13 protein-coding genes are annotated in these 20,786 nt (G+C 71.2%); 5 read left to right on the plus strand and 8 right to left on the minus strand.

Annotated elements, in window-relative coordinates:
* Window position 1 precedes the first annotated feature (1 nt).
* Window positions 2-2,779, minus strand: a complete 2,778-nt coding sequence (locus tag ACFY0I_RS27855) for a LamG-like jellyroll fold domain-containing protein (protein WP_388900975.1) — start codon at window positions 2,777-2,779, stop codon at window positions 2-4.
* Between the two features lie 245 nt (window positions 2,780-3,024).
* Window positions 3,025-4,038 (minus strand): GDP-mannose 4,6-dehydratase, encoded by a 1,014-nt coding sequence (gmd, locus tag ACFY0I_RS27860; protein WP_383986908.1) that lies wholly within the window; start codon window positions 4,036-4,038, stop codon window positions 3,025-3,027.
* Between the two features lie 224 nt (window positions 4,039-4,262).
* Between gmd and ACFY0I_RS27865 the strand changes: the two genes are divergently transcribed.
* Complete coding sequence (locus ACFY0I_RS27865) at window positions 4,263-5,207, plus strand: GDP-L-fucose synthase family protein (protein ID WP_388900977.1); 945 nt, start codon at window positions 4,263-4,265, stop codon at window positions 5,205-5,207.
* A 14-nt stretch (window positions 5,208-5,221) separates the two neighbouring features.
* Here the strand turns inward: ACFY0I_RS27865 and ACFY0I_RS27870 are convergent, their stop codons facing one another.
* Window positions 5,222-6,709 carry a sugar transferase gene (locus tag ACFY0I_RS27870; protein ID WP_388900979.1) on the minus strand — a complete coding sequence of 496 codons (1,488 nt, stop codon included), beginning with the start codon at window positions 6,707-6,709 and terminating at the stop codon, window positions 5,222-5,224.
* A 382-nt stretch (window positions 6,710-7,091) separates the two neighbouring features.
* Between ACFY0I_RS27870 and ACFY0I_RS27875 the strand changes: the two genes are divergently transcribed.
* Window positions 7,092-9,359: a M4 family metallopeptidase gene (locus ACFY0I_RS27875; RefSeq protein WP_388900981.1), complete on the plus strand. Its 2,268-nt coding sequence runs from the start codon at window positions 7,092-7,094 to the stop codon at window positions 9,357-9,359.
* A 102-nt stretch (window positions 9,360-9,461) separates the two neighbouring features.
* Here ACFY0I_RS27875 and ACFY0I_RS27880 read toward each other — a convergent pair whose 3' ends face one another.
* Window positions 9,462-9,842, minus strand: a complete 381-nt coding sequence (locus tag ACFY0I_RS27880) for a hypothetical protein (RefSeq protein ID WP_388900983.1) — start codon at window positions 9,840-9,842, stop codon at window positions 9,462-9,464.
* 172 nt (window positions 9,843-10,014) lie between these two features.
* On the opposite strand from ACFY0I_RS27880, the gene ACFY0I_RS27885 reads away from it, so the two are divergent.
* Window positions 10,015-11,469 carry a nitronate monooxygenase gene (locus ACFY0I_RS27885; RefSeq protein WP_388900985.1) on the plus strand — a complete coding sequence of 485 codons (1,455 nt, stop codon included), beginning with the start codon at window positions 10,015-10,017 and terminating at the stop codon, window positions 11,467-11,469.
* A 92-nt stretch (window positions 11,470-11,561) separates the two neighbouring features.
* Here ACFY0I_RS27885 and ACFY0I_RS27890 read toward each other — a convergent pair whose 3' ends face one another.
* From ACFY0I_RS27890 to ACFY0I_RS27905, 4 genes are all read right to left on the minus strand, one after another.
* On the minus strand, window positions 11,562-12,029 hold the full coding sequence (locus ACFY0I_RS27890; RefSeq protein WP_388900986.1) for a hypothetical protein: 468 nt from the start codon (window positions 12,027-12,029) through the stop codon (window positions 11,562-11,564).
* A 236-nt stretch (window positions 12,030-12,265) separates the two neighbouring features.
* The gene (gene glgP / locus ACFY0I_RS27895) at window positions 12,266-14,902 is read right to left on the minus strand and encodes an alpha-glucan family phosphorylase (RefSeq protein WP_388900988.1); all 2,637 of its coding nucleotides are present in this window, start codon (window positions 14,900-14,902) and stop codon (window positions 12,266-12,268) included.
* A 134-nt stretch (window positions 14,903-15,036) separates the two neighbouring features.
* On the minus strand, window positions 15,037-15,903 hold the full coding sequence (locus ACFY0I_RS27900; protein WP_388900990.1) for a hypothetical protein: 867 nt from the start codon (window positions 15,901-15,903) through the stop codon (window positions 15,037-15,039).
* A 126-nt stretch (window positions 15,904-16,029) separates the two neighbouring features.
* Complete coding sequence (locus tag ACFY0I_RS27905; RefSeq protein WP_388900992.1) at window positions 16,030-16,581, minus strand: GNAT family N-acetyltransferase; 552 nt, start codon at window positions 16,579-16,581, stop codon at window positions 16,030-16,032.
* 443 nt (window positions 16,582-17,024) lie between these two features.
* On the opposite strand from ACFY0I_RS27905, the gene ACFY0I_RS27910 reads away from it, so the two are divergent.
* Window positions 17,025-19,019: an alpha-1,4-glucan--maltose-1-phosphate maltosyltransferase gene (locus tag ACFY0I_RS27910; RefSeq protein ID WP_388900994.1), complete on the plus strand. Its 1,995-nt coding sequence runs from the start codon at window positions 17,025-17,027 to the stop codon at window positions 19,017-19,019.
* Complete coding sequence (gene treS / locus ACFY0I_RS27915) at window positions 19,016-20,722, plus strand: maltose alpha-D-glucosyltransferase (RefSeq protein WP_388900995.1); 1,707 nt, start codon at window positions 19,016-19,018, stop codon at window positions 20,720-20,722. Before ACFY0I_RS27910 ends, treS begins: the two co-directional genes overlap by 4 nt.
* Window positions 20,723-20,786: the final 64 nt, after the last annotated feature.

The following is a 20,786-nucleotide window of genomic DNA, read 5'->3' on the forward strand; positions in this document are numbered from 1 at the left end:
GTTACTTCGGGCCGAAGGTGAGGATCAGCTGCGGGGCGGCGTCCGCGGCCGTCGACTCCGAGGACCAGATCCACATCGGGTCGGTGCCCGTGCTCGTCAGGCCCAGGCCGGCGCTGGTGCCGAGCAGCGCGGAGACCGCGGCGGTGTCCAGCTCGACGTTCTGGATGGCCGAGCCGTCCGGCACGCCCGCGATGCTGCCGAGCGGGGTGGTGCCGAGAGTGGGCTTCGTGTTGAACGTCGTGCCCGCACCGCTCCAGGTGCCGGTGACCGGAACCACGGACACGGTGTCGGCGGTGCCGGCACCTGCCTGCGAGCTGGTCTTGAACTGGAGCGAGGCGGCCTTCAGGACCTGCCCGGACGGTGCGGCCGGGACGGTGAAGCGCAGGTACGTCTCGTACGCCGAGGTGCCGCGCACCGCGAGCGAGGTGGACGTGCCGTAGGCGGCGTTCGGGGCGCCCTGGTTGATGTAGGTGTCCTCGGCCGCGACGACCTTGGAGACCGTGTCGGTGGGCGCCTTGGCCAGGTCGTAGTGGCCCTTGACCTGCGCCTGGGTGAGCACCGTCGGGTAGACGGCCGTCTCGTCGATCTGTCCGGCGAAGAAGTTGCTCGTCGGGCGGGTCGGCCAGCTGGCGAGGTTGTCGCCGCCCACGTGCCAGTAACCGGCGTACGGGGTGGAGTTCGTGGCGCTGTTCGTGCCCTTGTTCTGGCCGTCCACGTAGAGGGTCATGCCGCCGGGGCCCTGCGTACCGACGACGTGGTGCCACTTGTTGTCGTTGTACGAGTCGAAGAGACCGGTGGAGATCGTGCGGGTCGAGCCGTTGTAGACGCCGAAGATCAGACGACCGGTGTTGGTCATGTAGATCTGCTTGTCGTACGAGCCGCTGCTGTTGGCCGTGTTGTTGCCGAAGCCGATCAGCTTGCCGCCGCGCGTGGTGTTCGTCTTGAACCACGTCTCGATGGTGTAGGTGGCGCCGACCGACTGGCGGTGGTCGCTGTACACCTGCTGGCTGGTGCCGTTGAAGCCCATGGCCGTGCTGGAGCCGGAGACGGCGCCGGGGGTCTGGCGCAGCGTCGGGGCGTTGACCTGGACGCCGCTGGTGTTGCCGCCGTTGGAGGAGTCGGCGACGTACGGGCTGACGGTGTCGTCGTAGCGCCAGTACAGCTGGGCGCCGTCGCTGCGGACCTTGTCCGGGTACGCCTGGACCGAGGTCGGGATCGTCACGGAGACGTTCGCCGACAGGGCGCTGGTGTTGCCGGCGGCGTCGGTGGCGGTGACGCGGTAGGTGTAGGCCTGACCGGCCTTGACCGTCGTGTCGTTCCAGGAGGCCTGCGGGCGCTCGAACTCCAGGGAGTCGGCGTTGACCGTGGCGATCGGGGTGCCCGAGCCGTTCCGGTAGATCCGGTAGATCAGTTTGCTGTCGTCCTGGTCGTAGCTGGTGCGCCAGCGGACCTGGGCCTCACCGGGCTTGACGCTGGAGGCGCTGGCGACCGGAGTGGTCGGCGCGCCGACGTCGCCGGTGGAGGCGAAGCGGGTCAGGCCCTGCTGCGGCTCGCCGTTGATGAGCGTGAACTCACCGCCGACCCACATGTACTTGACGTCGTTCTTCTGCGCGACGGACATGACGCGCGGGCCGATGCCCTCGCCGATGCCGTCGTTGGCGTTGGGGTGCCAGCCGAGCTTGCGCGGGCCGCGTACGAAGCCGTCCACGGGCGCGGGGGCGGCGCCTTCGTGGTCGGTCCGCTGGGCCAGCAGGAAGTTCCGCTTGCCGTCGGGGAATTCCAGCTCGGTGGAGCAGTCGTGCGCGTGCGAGGAGCTGTAGAGGACTCCGTCGTACGGCAGGACGTACTGGGTCGCGCCGAGGCAGCGGTCGCGCCACTTCTCGCTGAAGTCGGGGTTCAGGCCGATGCGGCCGTCGAAGACGCCGCCGCCGGAGCCCTCGTTGCCCGTGTAGTAGCCCGTCTCGTCGGCGGAGATGTCCTTGACGACCGAGTTCGAGGGGATGTTGTTGTACGTCTTGGTGACCGCGCCCGTGGTGGCGTTGACGACGGCCAGCGCGTGCGAGTTCGCGTTGTTGACCGAGAAGAAGTCACCGCCGAGCAGGACGTTCTTGCCGTCGTTGCTGACCTCGATGGCGCGGCCCGGCTCGTCGGCGTTGGCGACGAAGGGCTTCAGCGCACCGGAGGAGGCGTCGACCGCGGCGAACCGCTCGCGGGTCTGGCCCTCGACGGTGTTGAAGTCGCCGCCCGCGTACAGGGTGTCGTCCGTGACGGCGAGCGCGCGCACGGTGGCGGGGAAGCTCGGGTGGAACGATGCCTTGGGGGCACAGGTCTCGATGTCGATCGCCGCGAGGCTGGAGACCGGGGTGCCGTTGACGGCGCCGAAGTAGCCGCCCGCGTACAGGGTCTTCTTGTCCTTCGAGACCACCAGGGCCCGCACGGTGGCGGTGCCTTCGCCGACCGTGAAGGCCAGCTTGCAGGAGGTCGGGTTGCCCGTGGCGGCGTCCAGCGCCACGAAGTTCACGGCTTCCTGCTCGGTTCCGCTGCCGGCCCCCACCGGCGGGCTGACCGCGGAGAAGGTGCCGCCGGCGAAAACGGTTCCGTTCGCCTGGTCCATCGCAAAGACGATGCCGTTCGGCTGCCAGGTGGGCAGTTCGTCGGCCGTGAATGCCACCGGCGGCGTGATGGCCGACGCCTCGGGCATCAGCACCAGGCCTATGCCGGCGCCGGTACCGGCCAGTGACAGGACGAGGGCAGCAGTCAGCCCTCTGGATCTACGCATGAGCCCCCCAGGGCAATCGCCCGGTTTGATGGCTGAAAATTATCCGAACAGCCATATGTACTGGCGCAGACTAGGGCTCACGCGAGTACCCGGTCACCTCACTTGACCCATTGCATACCAACTTGGAATCAACAAGGTTCACGAGGAGGGTGCACTTCGGACATACGGCAGGTTTGCCCCGGTCAGGCCGCGAAATACCACAGCGGTGACCGGGACACGGCAAAGCGTAGGGGCAATATAAGCCCTCAGCGGTCGATGCGGACCGTTGCGCCCGCCAGTTGGTCCTCGACCTGACGGATGTCGGCGTCCACCATGATCCGGGCCAATTCGGGCACCAGGACCGACGGCTTCCAGCCGAGGATCTCCTGCGCCTTGGAGGCGTCGCCGATGAGGGCGTCGACCTCGCTGGGGCGCTCGTACTTGGAGTCGTAGCGCACGTGCTCGTTCCAGTCGAGGCCGGCGTGCGTGAAGGAGGACTCGACGAACTCGCGGACGGTGGCCGCGACGCCGGTGGCCACCACGTAGTCGGTCGGCTCGTCCTCCTGGAGCATCCGCCACATCGCGTCGACGTACTCGGGCGCGTAGCCCCAGTCGCGGACGGCGTCGAGGTTGCCGAGGTAGAGGTGGTCCTGGAGACCGGCCTTGATGCGGGCGACCGCGCGGGTGATCTTGCGGGTCACGAAGGTCTCGCCGCGGCGCGGGGACTCGTGGTTGAAGAGGATCCCGTTGACCGCGAACATGTCGTACGCCTCGCGGTAGTTCACCGTGGTCCAGTACGCGAAGACCTTCGCGGCGCCGTACGGGCTGCGCGGGTGGAACGGGGTCCCCTCGTTCTGCGGCGGCGGGGTGGCGCCGAACATCTCCGAGGACGAGGCCTGGTAGATCCGGGTGTCCACGCCACTGGCCCGGATGGCCTCCAGCAGGCGCAGCGCGCCGAGGCCGGTCACGTCGCCGGTGTACAGGGGGGCGTCGAAGGAGACGCGGACGTGGGACTGCGCGCCGAGGTTGTAGACCTCGTCGGGACGTATGTCGCGCAGCAGGTTCACCAGGGCGACGCCGTCGGAGAGGTCGGCGTGGTGCAGGACGAAGGACCGGTTGGCGGTCTGCGGGTCCTGGTAGACGTGGTCGATCCGCTCCGTGTTGAAGCTGGAGGACCGCCGCACGAGCCCGTGCACCGTGTAGCCCTTGGAGAGCAGCAGCTCTGCGAGGTACGAGCCGTCCTGCCCGGTGACGCCGGTGATCAGTGCGGTCTTGCCCATGGGGTCCCCCTGGTGGTGGTTGCTGTTCGTGGTGAGGCTGTGCCTCGGGTGTGCGCGGGTCGAGCCCCGGCAGGGGGCGCACCGAGCGTTCGGGCCGCGGCCCGGGGCCGGATGGGTACCGTACACGTCCGTTGCGGCGGGCTTTGCGGCGGATTCCGCCCCCGGCCGGTCCGGGTTCCGGGCTGCGGGCGGACCCGCTGCGGCGGACTGGCATCATCGGCGGTATGACAAGTTCGCTGCCGCTCCTGCCTCCGCACGCCCGCGTCTTCGTCGCCGGCCACCGCGGCCTCGTCGGTTCCGCGGTCGTCCGCCGGCTGACCGCCGACGGCCACGAGGTGCTCACCCGGGGCCGGGCCGACCTCGACCTGCGCGACGCCGCGGCGACCGAGGCCTACCTGAGGGACGTACGCCCGGACGCGGTCGTGCTGGCCGCCGCCAAGGTCGGCGGCATCATGGCCAACAGCACCTACCCGGTGCAGTTCCTGGAGGACAACCTCAAGATCCAGCTCAGCGTCATCGCCGGGTCGCACGCGGCCGGCGTCGGGCGCCTGCTGTTCCTCGGGTCGTCCTGCATCTACCCGAAGCTGGCCCCGCAGCCGATCAGCGAGGACGCGCTGCTGACCGGTCCGCTGGAGCCCACCAACGAGGCGTACGCCCTCGCCAAGATCGCCGGCATCGTGCAGGTCCAGTCGTACCGCAAGCAGTACGGGGCCTCGTACATCTCGGCCATGCCGACGAACCTCTACGGTCCGGGCGACAACTTCGACCTGGAGACCTCGCACGTCCTGCCCGCGCTGATCCGCCGCTTCCACGAAGCCGCGGCCGAGGGGCGCGCGGAGGTCACGCTGTGGGGATCCGGGACCCCGCGCCGCGAGTTCCTCCACGTCGACGACCTCGCGGCCGCCTGCGCGGTGCTGTTGGAGCGCTACGACGGCGACGAGCCCGTCAACATCGGCTGCGGGGAGGACCTGACCATCAAGGCCCTCGCCGAGACGGTCGCCGAGGTGACCGGCTTCGAGGGCGAGCTCGCCTGGGACACCTCGAAGCCCGACGGGACGCCGCGCAAGCTGCTGGACGTCGGCCGCCTCACCTCGCTGGGCTGGAAGCCCGGCATCCCGCTGCGGGACGGCATCGCCGCCACCTACCGCTGGTGGCTCGACCAAAGCTGACTCCACCACGGCCCTCAGTACGCTCCGCGACCGTCGACGACGGCGCGGAGGGTACGGCCCATCACGTCGACATCGCTGGTGAAGGACCAGTTGTCGACGTACTGGAGATCAAGCTGAATCGTTTCATCCCAGGACAGGTCGGACCGTCCGCTGATCTGCCAGAGGCCGGTCATGCCGGGCCTCACCGAGAGCCTGCGCAGCTCGACCTCGTCGTACTCCGCCACCTCCTCGGGCAGCGGCGGGCGCGGGCCCACCAGCGACATGCTGCCGGTCAGCACGTTCAGCAGCTGCGGCAGTTCGTCCATGGAGGTCCGGCGCAGCAGCCGGCCCACCCGGGTCACCCGGGGGTCGCGACGCATCTTGAACATCAGGCCGTCGTTCTCGTTGGCCCCGGAGAGCTCCGCCTTCAGCTTGTCGGCGTTCACCACCATCGTGCGGAACTTCCACATGACGAAGGGCTCGCCGTCGCGGCCGATCCGGTCCTGGCTGTAGAAGGCGGGGCCGCGCGACCCCAGCCGGATCGCCAGCACGACGCCGAGGAACATCGGCGACAGCAGGATCAGGCCGACGCCCGCCCCGATGCGGTCCAGCGCCGACTTGAGCAGGGGTTGCACGCCGCGGCGTACGGGCGGCGCGATCCGCAGCACGGCGAGACCGCCGGCGGAGAGGGTCTCCAGGCGCTTGACGGATATCTCGACCAGTCCCGGGAACACCGCGAGTTCGAGACCCTCGTCGTGCAGGGCCCACGCCACGCGGCGCAGCCGCTCCCCCGCGATCCGCACGCCGGGCGCGACGAGCACGAGGTCGGCCTGGTGGCTGCGGACGGCGCCGAGGACGGCGACGGAGTCGCCGTTCGACGCCTCGGGCATCCCGTCCTCGAGCCGTGCGGCGACGGGCGTTCCGCTGGTCAGGGCGCCTGCGCCGACGGGAACCACGCCGACGACGACGTACGGGTGGTCGGTGCGCGCGGCGAGGTGGGCGATGACGTGCTCGGCCGCCTCGGGCTCGCCGACGACCAGGACCCGGCTGACGGCGTGCGCCTCGCGGCGGGCCGCCGAGAGGTGGCGGTAGGTGAGCTTGTGGCAGGCGACGGTGATGAGCAGCGCCGGCAGCAGCGCCCCGAGGGCCGCCAGCCGAGGGGTGCTCTCGCCCGTCACCACGCGGGCGACGGCCAGGACCCCGATGAGAATCAGCCAGTCGTGGAGGACCGGCAGGACTCCGCGGGATTCTCCGAGCACGCGGGAGGTGTAACGACGCCTCAGCGCCTGGACGCCGGTCCACGCCAGAGCCGCGCCGACGGCGCAGTAGACGGGCCGGGCCTGCTGCGCGGCCTCGAAGACGAGGCCGACGGGCACGGCGGCGCCGACGAAGTCGGCCGTGACGGCTGCGGGCAGGTACCAGCGGGCCTTGTCACCGAGCCGCCGTGCCGGGGCGGTTGCCGGCCCGTCCGACTCGGAGACTGCTCTGGCCACCCTTTGCGCAGGAAAATGGACATGCCTCATGGGCCCCCCTGGCACGTGGTCTAAGACGATGGCGCGTGCCCGCGGCTTCCCCTGGCAACGAGCGACTGTCGCACCGGGAAACAGTACGACAAACACCCGTACGGTAAATGCCGTTTGCGTTAACGCGAGCTCTCGTTGCTCAAGCGTTAGGAACCGGTATCAACCAGTCCGCATATTGGGCACCCCTTTCGCACGCGAAGGTGAATGGTCCGGATACCGGATACGTATCTTCGGACAACGAACCGTTTCCAGCCAACCTTTTGACGCGGCCCTGACATCACGGCCCACAGGTGGCACTCTTCGACCGTTCATCGCACCAGCCCTGATCTGCCCGGAGGCCCTACCCAGCCGTCCGGAACCCCCCTTGCAGAAGGAGTCTGCGTTGAGTCCCACCCCCCAGAGGCGTGCCACCGCGGCCGGAGCGCTCGTCGCCGCGGCAGCACTGCTCGCCGTAGGCATACAGGCCGGCAGTGCCACCGCCGACGCCACCGCGTCGCAGGCCAGTGCGGCAGCCCAGCCCAACCCGGGCGCGGCCAACCTCAAACTCAGCGCTTCGGAGCGTGCGACGCTCCTTGCCGAGGCCAACTCCACCACCGTGCAGGCGGCCAAGGCCCTGGGCCTCGGCTCCGGCGAGAAGCTGGTCGTCCGCGACGTCGTCAAGGACGCCGACGGCACCACGCACACCTCGTACGAGCGGACCTACGACGGTCTGCCCGTGCTCGGTGGTGACCTCACCGTCCATGCCAAGGGCGGCGTCACCAAGAGCATCACCAAGGCGACCAACCACGAGATCAAGGTCGCGGACACCACCGCCTCGGTCACGCCGTCGGCCGCCGAGAGCCAGGCCGTCTCCGCCGCCAACGCCGAGGGCTCGAAGGAGGCCAAGGCCTCCAAGAACGCCCGCAAGGTGATCTGGGCGGCCGAGGGCGCCCCGGTCCTCGCGTTCGAGACCGTCGTCGGCGGCCTCCAGCACGACGGCACCCCGAACGAGCTGCACGTGGTGACCAACGCCAAGACCGGCGCGAAGATCACCGAGTGGCAGGCCGTCGAGACCGGCACCGGCAACACCATGTACAGCGGCCAGGTGACGCTCGGCACCTCGCAGTCGGGCAGCAACTACACGCTGACCGACGCCACCCGCGGCAACCACAAGACCAACAACCTCAACCGCGGCACCTCCGGCACCGGCACCCTCTTCTCGGGCACCGATGACGTCTGGGGCAACGGCGCCGCCTCCAACCTGGAGACCGCCGCCGCCGACGCGCACTACGGCGCCCAGGTGACGTGGGACTACTACAAGAACGTCCACGGCCGCAACGGCCTGCGCAACGACGGCGTCTCGCCGTACAGCCGGGTCCACTACGGCAACAACTACGTGAACGCCTTCTGGGACGACTCCTGCTTCTGCATGACGTACGGCGACGGTGACGGCAACGCCAAGCCGCTCACCTCCACCGACGTCGCGGCGCACGAGATGACCCACGGCCTCACCTCGGTCACCGGCAACATGACGTACAGCGGTGAGCCCGGCGGCCTGAACGAGGCGACCTCCGACATCTTCGCGGCGGCCGTCGAGTTCTACGCCAACAACCCGCAGGACGTCGGCGACTACCTGGTCGGCGAGAAGATCGACATCCGCGGCAACGGCACCCCGCTGCGCTACATGGACAAGCCGAGCAAGGACGGCTCGTCCAAGGACTCGTGGTACTCGGGTCTGGGCGGCATCGACGTCCACTACTCCTCGGGTCCGGCCAACCACTGGTACTACCTGGCCTCCGAGGGCTCGGGCGCCAAGGTCGTCAACGGGGTCAGCTACGACTCCCCGACCGCCGACGGCCTGCCCGTCACCGCGATCGGCCGGGACGCCGCCTCGAAGATCTGGTTCCGCGCGCTGACGGTCGGCTACTTCAAGTCGAACACGAACTACGCCGCCGCCCGCACCGCCACCCTCCAGGCCGCCGCCGACCTGTACGGCCAGGGCTCGACCACGTACAACAACGTGGCCAACGCCTGGGCCGGCATCGCGGTCGGTGCCCGCATCGCCAACGGCGTGACGGTCACCAACCCCGGCAACCAGAACACCGTCACGGGCAGCGCGGTGAGCCTGCAGATCCAGGCGAACAGCACGAACCCGGGTGCGCTGAGCTACGCGGCGACCGGCCTGCCGGCAGGCCTGTCCATCAACTCCTCCACCGGCCTGATCTCGGGCACGGCCTCCACGGCGGGCACGTCCAACGTGACCGTCACGGTGACCGACTCGCAGGCCAAGACCGGTACGGCGGCCTTCACCTGGACCGTCGGCACCACGCAGCCGAGCGTGTTCGAGAACACGACCGACTACGCGATCGCGGACAACTCCACGGTCGAGTCGCCGATCACGGTGAACCGTACGGGGAACGCCTCCAGCGCCCTCAAGGTGGACGTCAACATCGTCCACACCTACGTCGGTGACCTGAAGGTCGACCTGGTCGCCCCCGACGGTTCCGTCTACAACCTGCGCAACCGCACCGGCGGCAGCGCGGACAACATCGTCCAGCAGTTCACCGTGAACGCCTCCTCCGAGGTCGCCCAGGGTGTCTGGAAGCTCCGTGTCGCGGACCTCGCCTCCGCCGACATCGGCAAGATCGACAGCTGGAAGCTCACCTTCTGACCCACCGGGTCCGAGCGTGAACCACAGCTGAACCGTTAGATCACGGGGCCGCCCGGGAGCAGACCTCCCCGGGCGGCCCTGTTCCATGTCCCGGCGACCGCGTCAGCGGGTGAGGGCCAACAGGCCCCGGGCCGGCTCCCTCGCCGCCGGGCCCAGCAGGGAGGGCAGCGCGGTCGCCACCGCCCGGCGCACCTGCCGGTACGCGCGGCCCGTCCCGTCGGCCGCGCCGTGCAGCAGCCACAGCAGCGACAGCCGGTGACCGGGACCGTCCGTCACGAGCCGCGCGACGAACGGCACGGCGGCGGCGGTCGCCGAGTAGACCGTGCCCTGATGACAGAGGGAGGAGAACAACTCGTCCGTCGCCTCCTCCCGCACCCGGGCGTCCGTCGAACCGGCCGCCCGCAGCAGGGCGGGCACGTCGTCCGCCTGCCCGTAGGCGTGTTCCAGCTCCGCCCAGTCGATGTCGTCGATCCCGTCCAGCATGCGCACGACCCTGGGCCGTCGGCGTGACGGGCCCGCCGGCCCCCCGCGGCCGGGACCTGCTGCCCCCGGCGGCGGGACCTTCGGCGCTGCCGGCGGGCCCGGCGGCGGGGAGATAGTGGAGGTCCGGCGAACCTACGGAACCGTAGGTTCGAGTGATCCGAGGACGTGCGCCATGCCCCAGAGCCCCACGAACGCTCCCCCCGCGCAGCGCCCCTGGCTGATCCAGGGCGGCATGGGCGTCGGCGTCTCCGGGTGGCGGCTCGCCCGGGCGGTGTCCGGGACGGGGCAGTTGGGCGTGGTGTCCGGCACCGCGCTGGACGTCGTACTGGCCCGCGTCCTACAGACCGGCGACCCGGGCGGTCACGCCCGCCGCGCCCTGGCCGCCTTCCCGCTGCCCGAGCTCGCGCAGGTCGCCCTCGACTGCTACTTCCGGGAGGGGGGCCTGCCCGACGACCGCACCCCGATGCGGACCACCCCGCGCCTGCGCGCGGCCGGCGGGGCCCCGGCGGAGGTCCTCACCGTCCTCGGCAACTTCGTCGAGGTCTGGCTCGCCAAGGAGGGACACGATGGTGTCGTCGGCATCAACTACCTGGAGAAGATCCAGCTGGCCACCGCCCCCGCGATGTTCGGCGCGATCCTGGCAGGCGTCGACCACGTGCTCGTGGGCGCGGGAGTCCCCGGTCAGATCCCGACCCTCGCCACCCGGTTGGCGCGCTGCGAACCCTGCGTGACCCGGGTCTCCGTCGTGGGCCAGGAGGAGCCGCTGGAGCAGCTCTTCGACCCGCGGGCGCTGCTCGCCGGACACCTGCCCGGCCCGCTGCGCCGCCCGGAGGTGCTGGCCATCGTGTCGCTGCCGGTGCTCGCGACCTACCTGGCCCGGGACGAGGCCACCCGCCCCGACGGCTTCGTCATCGAGACCAGTCAGGCCGGCGGCCACAGCGCCCCGCCGCGCGGGCCGATGACCCTGGACGCGGCCGGCGAACCCCTCTACGGACCGCGGGACCACCCCGACCTCGCGAGGATGGCCCGGCTCGGACTGCCGTTCTGGCTCGCGGGTGGCCAGGCCTCCCCCGAGGCGGTTGCCGCGGCCCGGGCCGCCGGCGCCGCCGGGGTGCAGATCGGCAGCGCCTTCGCGCTGTGCGAGGAGTCGGGGATGGCCCGGCACCTGCGCGAGGAGCTCCTCGGCCGCGCGCACACCGCGTCCCTGACGGTCCGCAACGATCCGGGGGCCTCCCCCACCGCGTTCCCGTTCAAGGTGGCGCGGCTGCCGGGCACCGTGTCCGAGCCGGAGGTGGCCGCCGCCCGGCGCCGGGTCTGCGACCTGGGATTCCTGCGCACCCCCGTACGGGGTCCGCGCGGGCTGGTGTACCGGTGCGCGGCCGAGCCGGTGGCCGCGTACGTCCGCAAGGGCGGGGATCCGGCGGACGCCGAGGGCAAGCAGTGCCTGTGCAACGGCCTGCTGGCCACCATCGGCCTCGCGCAGCGACGGCCGGGCGGGCGGATCGAGCCCCCGCTCGTGACGATCGGCAAGGACCTGTCGTTCCTGACGCGGCTGTCCCCCGACGCTTCCCCCTATACGGCGGCGGACGTGGTGCGGTGGCTGGAGCCGGGAGCGCGAACGCCCTAGGCGACATCCGGGAGGCGGACGCGCGCGCGGGCCCGGCACCCACGGGAGTGCCGGGCCCTCGTGCTGGTGTGACGTGCCGTTCGGCCCCGCGATCAGCCGATGTTGCGGAAGGCCGACCGGAAGAGGTCGTCCTCGTCGTAGTGGTCGGAGTTGTCGTTGTCGTTGTCGCCGTCGTGGCGGCCGCCGTGGTGGCCGTGCTCGTCGGTCGGCTTGAAGTACACGGAGCGGACGTTCAGGTTCCGCGCCTCGTCGCCCGGCTCCAGCACCTCCTGCGGCTCACCGCCGCAGTTGCGGTCCCGGAAGACCAGCGCGAGGGATTCGGTGTCGTTCTCCACCTTGAAGGCCGGGTGGTTGCGCGTGCCCGGCAGCTGGTAGCACGTGTCGTTGTCGGCCGGTTCGATCGACCTGCGGTGTACGTCGCCCTCCTCATCGGCGTACCGGTAGTACAGCTCGCCGAGGGACTCGCGGTCGTGCCGGTCTCCGGCCATCGACTGGCCGGCGGTGGGCAGCACGAGCGCGAGGCTCGCGAGCAGCACGGTGGCTGTGGTGCGTAGACGCATGTGGGGATCCGTTTCTCGGGGGTCCACGGATGCCTGTCCTGTCGGCATCCGCGGACAACGTAGGAGCGACCCCCTTCGCAGAAACGTTTCTGCATGCGCAACGTGTTCGATGGTTCACCCTCTCGGGGCGCCCCCCGAAGCCACCCGCGTCCGTACGGCCCACCGCCCCGCCCGCGACTGCGGGACGGGGCGGTGGGACGGGCCGTAGCAGGGCGAACGGGCGCCCGGCCCGGGGCTCAGCGCAGCAGGACGCCGCCGGGGGCCTCGGTGTTCACCGGGGCCGCGACCAGCCCGAGCTCGGCCGGGGTGGCCAGCAGCGGGTGCGACGGCAGCACCCGTACGGTGTAGCCGAACGGCCCCGTGCGGTCGAGGGCGAGCGGGCCCTCGTACACCCACCGCCCCTCCAGGTCGGGACCGGCCGCGGGCTTGAGCGGGAAGCTCCGCCCGTCCCGGATCACGTCCTGCGCGTCGACCCGGCCCGCGACGGCCTGCACCTCCACGTCCTCGGGCGTCAGCGAGTCGAGCGCCACCCGGACCCGCAGCGTGAGGGTGGCCCCCAGTTCGGCGGTGCCCCCGACGGGCGCCGCGGCGACGGCCTCCACGTGCTCGACGGCCACGCGCGGCCAGGCCGCCCGGACCTGACCCTTCCACCAGGCCAGGTCCCGCGCGGCGTCGGCGGTCAGGGCGCGGTGGGAGCGGGCGGCCGGGGTGTAGAGCCGTTCCACGTACTCGCGGACCATCCGCCCCGCGAGCACCTTCGGCCCCAGGGACACCAGGGTGCGCCGGACCATCTCGATCCACCGCACCGGCAGCCCCGAACGCCCGGTCCGGTCGTAGAACCGGGGGGCGACCCGGTTCTCGATCAGCTCGTAGAGGGCGCCTGCCTCCAGGTCGTCGCGCCGGTCCTCGTCCGTGCCGAGGCCGTCGGCCGTGGGGATGGCCCAGCCGAAGTCGGGCTCGAACCACTCGTCCCACCAGCCGTCCAGGACGGAGAGGTTGAGGCAGCCGTTGAGCGCGGCCTTCATCCCGCTGGTCCCGCAGGCCTCCAGCGGACGCAGCGGGTTGTTCAGCCAGACGTCGCAGCCCGGGTACAGCTTCTGCGCCATCGCCATGCCGTAGTCCGGCAGGAAGACGATGCGGTGACGCACCCGCGGGTCGTCCGAGAACCGCACCAGCTCCTGGACGAGCCGCTTCCCGCCGTCGTCGGCCGGGTGCGCCTTGCCCGCGACGACGATCTGCACGGGCCGGTCCGGGTCCAGCAGCAGTCGGCGCAGCCGCTCGGGATCGCGCAGCATCAGCGTGAGCCGCTTGTACGAGGGCACGCGCCGGGCGAAGCCGATGGTCAGCACGTCCGGGTCGAGGACGGAGTCCACCCAGCCCAGTTCCGCGTCCGCGGCCCCGCGCTGCTTCCAGGAGGCGCGCAGCCGGTCCCGTACCTCCTGCACCAGTTGTTCGCGCAGCACCCGGCGCACGTCCCACACGTCCTGGTCGGCGATCTGCGCGACGGCGTCCCAGCGCGCGGAGCCGCCGACGGCGAGGGCGTCCTCGGTGCGCCCGGACCCGATCTGGCGGGCGCCGAGCCGCATGACCTCGGGGGCGACCCAGGTGGGGGCGTGCACCCCGTTGGTCACGGACGCGATGGGTACGTCGACGGGGTCGAAGCCCGGCCAGAGCCCGGCGAACATCCCCCGGCTGACGGCGCCGTGGAGGGTGGAGACGCCGTTGGCCCGCTGCGCGAGGCGCAGTCCCATGACGGCCATGTTGAACACCCCGGGGTCGCCACCGGGGTACGACTCCGCGCCGAGTTCCAGGATCCGGTCGACGGGTACGCCGGCCAGTTCGGCGGCCTCCCCGAAGTGCCGGGCGACCAGGCCGCGCTCGAAGCGGTCGATGCCGGCCGGGACGGGGGTGTGGGTGGTGAACACCGTCCCGGCGCGCACGGCTTCGACGGCGGCGTCGAAGCCGAGGCCGCGCTCCCCTTCCAGTTCCCTTATGCGTTCGAGCCCGAGGAAGCCGGCGTGCCCCTCGTTCGTGTGGAAGACCTCGGGGTCGGGGTGCCCGGTGATCCGGCAGTACGTGCGCACCGCGCGCACGCCGCCGATCCCCAGCAGCATCTCCTGCAGGAGCCGGTGGTCGCTGCCGCCGCCGTAGAGGCGGTCGGTCACCTCGCGGGCGACGGCGTCGTTGTCCTCGACGTCGGAGTCCAGGAGGAGCAGCGGGACCCGGCCGACGCGGGCCTGCCAGACGTGGGCGTGCAGGGAGCGGCCGCCGGGCAGGGTGAGCGAGACCCGGGCGGGGGCGCCGTCCTCCTCGCGCAGCAGCGAGACGGGCAGTTCGTTGGGGTCCAGGACCGGGTAGTGCTCCTGCTGCCAGCCGTCACGGGACAGGGACTGGCGGAAGTACCCGTGTCGGTAGAGGAGTCCGACGCCGATGAGGGGCACGCCGAGGTCACTGGCGGCCTTGAGGTGGTCGCCGGCGAGGATGCCGAGGCCGCCGGAGTACTGGGGGAGGGCGGCGGTGATGCCGAACTCGGGGGAGAAGTAGGCGATCCCGGCGGGCAGGTCGGCCGCGTTCTCCTGGCTCTGGTACCACCTCCCGCCGTGGAGGTAGTCATCGAGGTCGGCGACGGCGACGGCGAGCCGGCGCAGGAACCGCCGGTCGGCGGCGAGTTCCGCGAGCCGGGCCGCGGGCACGGCGCCGAGCAGCCGGACGGGGTCGCCGCCGGCGGCCTGCCAGCCTTCGGGGTCGACGGATTGGAAGAGTTCTCGGGTTTCCGTGTGCCAGGACCAGCGCAGGTTGCGCGCCAGTTCGGCGAGCGGCACGAGGGGTTCGGGGAGGACGGGGCGCACGGTGAATCGACGGATAGCCTTCACGTGTTCCACCTTCGCAGGGGATTACGGATCGGAGCGGCCGCACCACGCTGTGCACCCGCGCATCGCCCCCGGAAGGCTAGCGGCGAACCCCGCCCCGGACCATCCCGCCCCTCCGGCGCCGGGCCGCGGCGCGGTCAGTGCACGGGGCCTTCGGCGGCCAGGAGGGCGTCCAGGCACGGGAGGAGGGCCGGGGGCAGCATCGTGCGGTCCAGTGCGCGCAGGGCGGCGCGGGCCGGCGGCGGCAGGAAGCGGACGAGTTGGAGCAGGGCGCCCAGTTCGGTCTCCAACGCGGAGGCGTCCGGTTCGTGGACGGCGGCGCGGGCCAGGGCGGCGCACAGCAGGGCGCCGGTCTCGGGGTCCCAGGAGTCGGGCCAGTCCGCGGCCCCGGCGGCGGCCAGCTCCCGCACCCGCGGGTCGGGCGCCCGCAGCAGACGTACGTACTCCCGGGCGCGGGGGTCGGCTTCGAGCCGGTCCCACTCCCCCAGGGCCCGCGCCCCGGGACCCGAGAGCAGCACCCGCGCCGAGGCGCCGGTGCCCAGTCGATCGGTGGCCCGGCCGTAGGACTCGATGCGCTCCAGCACCACCCGGGCTCCGAGCGGGGTGCGCAGGCTCAGGCCGGTGCTCGGTATGCCGCGCAGGCAGCGCACGACGGCCCGGGTGCCGGCGCCGACGGGTTCCACGGGTCCGGCGACCTGGAGCCGGCCCGCCCGGGCGAGCAGCCGGGCCAGCACCGGGGGCGGGGACGGCATGACGGCGAGTCGGCCGAGGTCGGTGTCGTCCAGGCCGGTCTCCACGGCGGGCAGGGCCGCCAGCTGCGCCGCCAGCGCGCCGGGGTCGTCCTCCTCGCGGGCGGCGCTCACCAGCGCGGCGGCCAGGACCCGTTCCGCTTCCGGCCCCCACAGGGTGTCGGCCGCCTCCCGGGCGGCGGCCTCGCGCAGCCGGGGGTCGGGCGCGCGCAGGCGCCGTACGAGGGGATATTCCTGCTGCTCCATCGGGCCCATGCCAGGCATTGTCGCGCCTGCCGCCCGGGTGGGCACGGGGCGGGCTCCCGGTGGCGGAATCCGGCCGTCCGCCCGGCCTCGACGCCTGGGCGGGATCCGGCCGGGCGTCGGTGGTCGGGCCTCCGGTCAGGCGTCCGGTCGGGCGTCCGGCCCGGCCTCCGGTCGGGCGTCGGTGGCCAGGCGGGCGTGGAGGTGCTCGTCGTGCCATCCGTCGGCGTGGAGGAGGGCGCCGCGCATGGTGCCCTCCAGCGGGAAGCCGGCTCTGACCGCGACGGCGCAGGAGGCGGGGTTGCCCACCGAGTGACAGATACGCAGCCGGTGCAGACGGCACTCCTCGAACGCCCATCGGGAAACGGCCGTCACGGCCTGCCCCACCGCGCCCCGGCCGCGTCCGGCCGGCAGCAGCCAGTAGAGGAACTCCGCGCTCGCGCCGGACGGATCGATGTCGGCCAAACCGACGAGGCCCACCGCCGCTCCCGCGGCCCCGTCCTCGTCGGGGTGCGCCACCGCCCAGACCGCCGCCTCCCCCGCGTCCCAGCGCCGCGCCCACCGCTCGATCCGGTCGACGGCCCCGGTCGGCGTCATCGGCTCGGTCCGGTTCCAGTGTCGGACGTCCGGATCCTCGTGGGCCGACGCCAGGACCTGCGCGTCCGTGTCCCGCCAGGGGCGCAGCACCATGCCGCACGGTAGGACGAGCACCGGTTGCGGCGCCCCTCCCCACCCCCTCGACGGCGTTACTTCAGGGACGGGTGTGACGGATGGGGCGGACACCATTTCGCTGTACATCGCTTGTTCCTCACCGACTTGACGGAGCATCGGCACCCGCGGATCCGGTCCTTTGTGCGCCACGTGCCACTACGTACGAGTAGTTAACCAACGGCTCGGATTGGACGGGGCGTGCGTGGGGCAGGGCTCTGCGGGTACGCGCGGTACACGCACGGCGCACCCGCCCACCCCCTTTCCCCGCCACCCGAGTGAACGCGGACAGGAGCGGCCATGCCCGCAGCCCAGCCGTCTTCCGAGCGGCTAGAAACAGAGCGAACAGAGCGTGCACTACCAGCCGTGATACCGGCTGGCCTGTTGTCACCGAGCCCTGCGAACTGCCCCCAGGTGATCCCATCATGATCGGTCGCATTCCCGTGCTGGACGTCCGCCCTGCCGTCGACTGCGGCGCCAGACCCGCCAAGGCGGTCGCGGACGAAGTCTTCGAGATCTCCGCCACCGTGTTCCGCGAGGGCCACGACGCCGTGGCCGCACACGTCGTGCTGCGGGATCCGAGCGGGCGCCTGCGCCCGCCGATCCCGCTCCGCGAGCTCGCCCCCGGCACCGACCGGTGGGGGGCCCGGATCTCCGCCGAGACCGAGGGGAGGTGGACGTACACCGTCGAGGCGTGGAGCGATCCGGTCGCCACCTGGCGGTCCCACGCCGCGATCAAGATCCCGGCGGACATCGATACCGGTCTCGTGCTGCTCGAAGGAGCGGAGCTCTACGCGCGGGCCGCCGCCAAGATCCCCAAGCGGGACGGCCGCGCGGCGGTGCTGGACGCCGCCGCGATCATGCGCGACGAGGACCGGCCCGTCGCCGAGCGGTACGAGGTCGCGCTCGCGCCCGCGGTGGACGCCGCGTTCGCCAAGCGCCCGTACCGGGAGCTGGTCAGCGCCGCCAAGGCGCTCCCGCTGCTGGTCGAGCGCAAGCGCGCCCTCTTCGGCTCCTGGTACGAGATGTTCCCCCGCTCCGAGGGAGCGGTGCTGGAGCCCGGCTCGGCCCCGGTCAGCGGTACCTTCCGGACCGCCGCCGAGCGGCTGCCCGCGATCGCGGACATGGGCTTCGACGTGGTGTACCTGCCGCCCATCCACCCCATCGGCTCCACCTACCGCAAGGGACCCAACAACACGTTGTCAGCGGGGAGTTGGGACCCGGGCGTGCCGTGGGCCATCGGCTCCACCGAGGGCGGCCACGACGCGGTCCACCCCGAGCTCGGCACCATCGAGGACTTCGACGCCTTCGTGGCCCGGGCCCGCGAACTGGAGCTGGAGATCGCCCTCGACTTCGCGCTCCAGTGCTCCCCCGACCACCCGTGGGTGGAGAAGCACCCCGACTGGTTCCGCCACCGGGCCGACGGGACGATCGCGTACGCCGAGAACCCGCCGAAGAAGTACCAGGACATCTACCCGGTCCACTTCGACACCGACATGGCCGGCATCGTCGAGGAGACCTGCCGGATCCTGCGGTACTGGATGGACCACGGCGTCCGCATCTTCCGGGTCGACAACCCGCACACCAAGCCGGTGGTGTTCTGGCAGAAGGTGATCGCGGACATCAACAAGTCCGACCCGGACGTGATCTTCCTGGCCGAGGCCTTCACCCGGCCGGCCATGATGCGGGCCCTGGCCGCCGTCGGGTTCCAGCAGTCGTACACGTACTTCACCTGGCGCAACACCAAGTCCGAGCTGACCGAGTACGTGAGCGAACTGGCGGACGACCGTTCGGCCTCGGTCATGCGGCCGAACTTCTTCGTCAACACGCCCGACATCCTGCACGAGTACCTCCAGCACGGCGGCCGCCCCGCCTTCGAGGTCCGCGCGGTCCTGGCCGCCACCCTCTCCCCCACCTGGGGGGTCTACGCGGGCTACGAGCTGTGCGAGAACGCCCCGGCGAAGGCGGGCAGCGAGGAGTACCTGGACTCCGAGAAGTACGAGTTCCGGCCACGCGACTGGGCTGCCGCCGAGCGCGAGGGCCGCACCATCGCCCCGCTCATCACCACCCTGAACCGGGTGCGCCGGCTCAATCCCGCCCTCCAGCAGTTGCGGGACATCCACTTCCATTCGACCGACAACGAACAGGTGATCGCCTATTCGAAGCACGCGGGCGCCAATTCCGTACTGGTGGTCGTCAACCTCGATCCGCACCACACCCAGGAGGCGACGGTCTCGTTGGACATGCCGGTACTCGGCCTCGACTGGCACGGGTCCCTCGCGGTGCGCGACGAGCTCACCGGCGATACCTATCACTGGGGCAGGGCGAACTACGTACGCCTGGAGCCGGGCCGCACGCCCGCACACGTACTGGCCGCACTGCGACCGTCCCCGCCCACCGGAGGGTCACCCACCACATGATGATCAACGATCCCGTCCACGACACCTTCGAGGACACCCCCGCCAAGGACCGCGACCCCGACTGGTTCAAGCGGGCGGTCTTCTACGAGGTCCTCGTCCGCTCCTTCCACGACAGCAACGGCGACGGCGTCGGTGACCTCAAGGGGCTCACCGCCAAGCTGGACTACCTCCAGTGGCTCGGCGTCGACTGCCTCTGGTTGCCGCCGTTCTTCGCCTCGCCCCTGCGCGACGGGGGCTACGACGTCTCCGACTACACGTCCGTGCTGCCCGAGTTCGGCGACCTCGCCGACTTCGTGGAGTTCGTGGACGCCGCGCACACCCGCGGCATGCGGGTGATCATCGACTTCGTCATGAACCACACGAGCGACCAGCACGAGTGGTTCCAGCAGTCCCGCAAGGACCCCGACGGGCCCTACGGCGACTACTACATGTGGGCCGACAACGACAAGCAGTACCAGGACGCCCGCATCATCTTCGTCGACACCGAGTCCTCGAACTGGACGTACGACCCCGTACGCAAGCAGTACTACTGGCACCGCTTCTTCTCGCACCAGCCGGACCTCAACTACGAGAACCCGGCCGTCGTCGAGGAGATCGTCTCCGCCCTGCGCTTCTGGCTGGACCTCGGCATCGACGGCTTCCGCCTCGACGCCGTGCCCTACCTGTACGCCGAGGAGGGCACCAACTGCGAGAACCTCCCGCGCACCCACACCCTGCTCAAGCGGGTCCGGGCGGAGATCGACGCGCACTACCCGGACACCGTGCTGCTCGCCGAGGCCAACCAGTGGCCCGAGGACGTCGTCGACTACTTCGGCGACTACGCGAAGGGCGGGGACGAGTGCCACATGGCGTTCCACTTCCCCGTCATGCCGCGCATCTTCATGGCCGTACGAAGAGAGTCCCGCTACCCCGTCTCGGAGATCCTCGCGAAGACCCCGGCGATCCCGGACAGCTGCCAGTGGGGCATCTTCCTGCGCAACCACGACGAGCTGACCCTCGAAATGGTCACGGACGAAGAACGCGACTACATGTACGCCGAGTACGCGAAGGACCCGCGGATGCGGGCCAACATCGGCATCCGGCGCCGGCTCGCCCCGCTCCTGGACAACGACCGCAACCAGATCGAGCTGTTCACCGCCCTGCTGCTGTCCCTGCCCGGCTCGCCGATCCTCTACTACGGCGACGAGATCGGCATGGGCGACAACATCTGGCTCGGCGACCGCGACGGCGTCCGCACCCCGATGCAGTGGACCCCGGACCGCAACGCCGGTTTCTCCTCGTGCGATCCGGGCAGGCTGAACCTGCCGGTCATCATGGACCCGGTCTACGGGTACCAGGTCACCAACGTCGAGGCGGCCATGGCATCGCCCTCGTCGCTGCTGCACTGGACCCGGCGGCTGATCGAGATCCGCAAGGCGAACCCCGCCTTCGGTCTCGGCTCGTACACGGAACTGCCCTCGTCCAACCCGGCGGTCCTCGCGTTCCTCCGCGAGCTCGGGGACGACCTGGTGCTGTGCGTGCACAACTTCTCGCGCTTCGCGCAGCCCACCGAGCTGGATCTGAGGTCGTTCAACGGGCGGGTCCCGGTGGAGCTCACGGGTGACGTGCGCTTCCCACCGATCGGTGAATGGCCGTACCTGCTGACCCTGGCGGGACACGGCTTCTACTGGTTCCGCCTGCGGAGCGACCAGCGCGCCGACTGACGGACCGAGCAGGGGGGCGGGCACTCCTTTGGGTCAATCGCCCGCCCCTGTACGGATCATCCTG

It is taken from the genome of Streptomyces sp. NPDC001568, assembly GCF_042893755.1.
Lineage (GTDB): Bacteria > Actinomycetota > Actinomycetes > Streptomycetales > Streptomycetaceae > Streptomyces.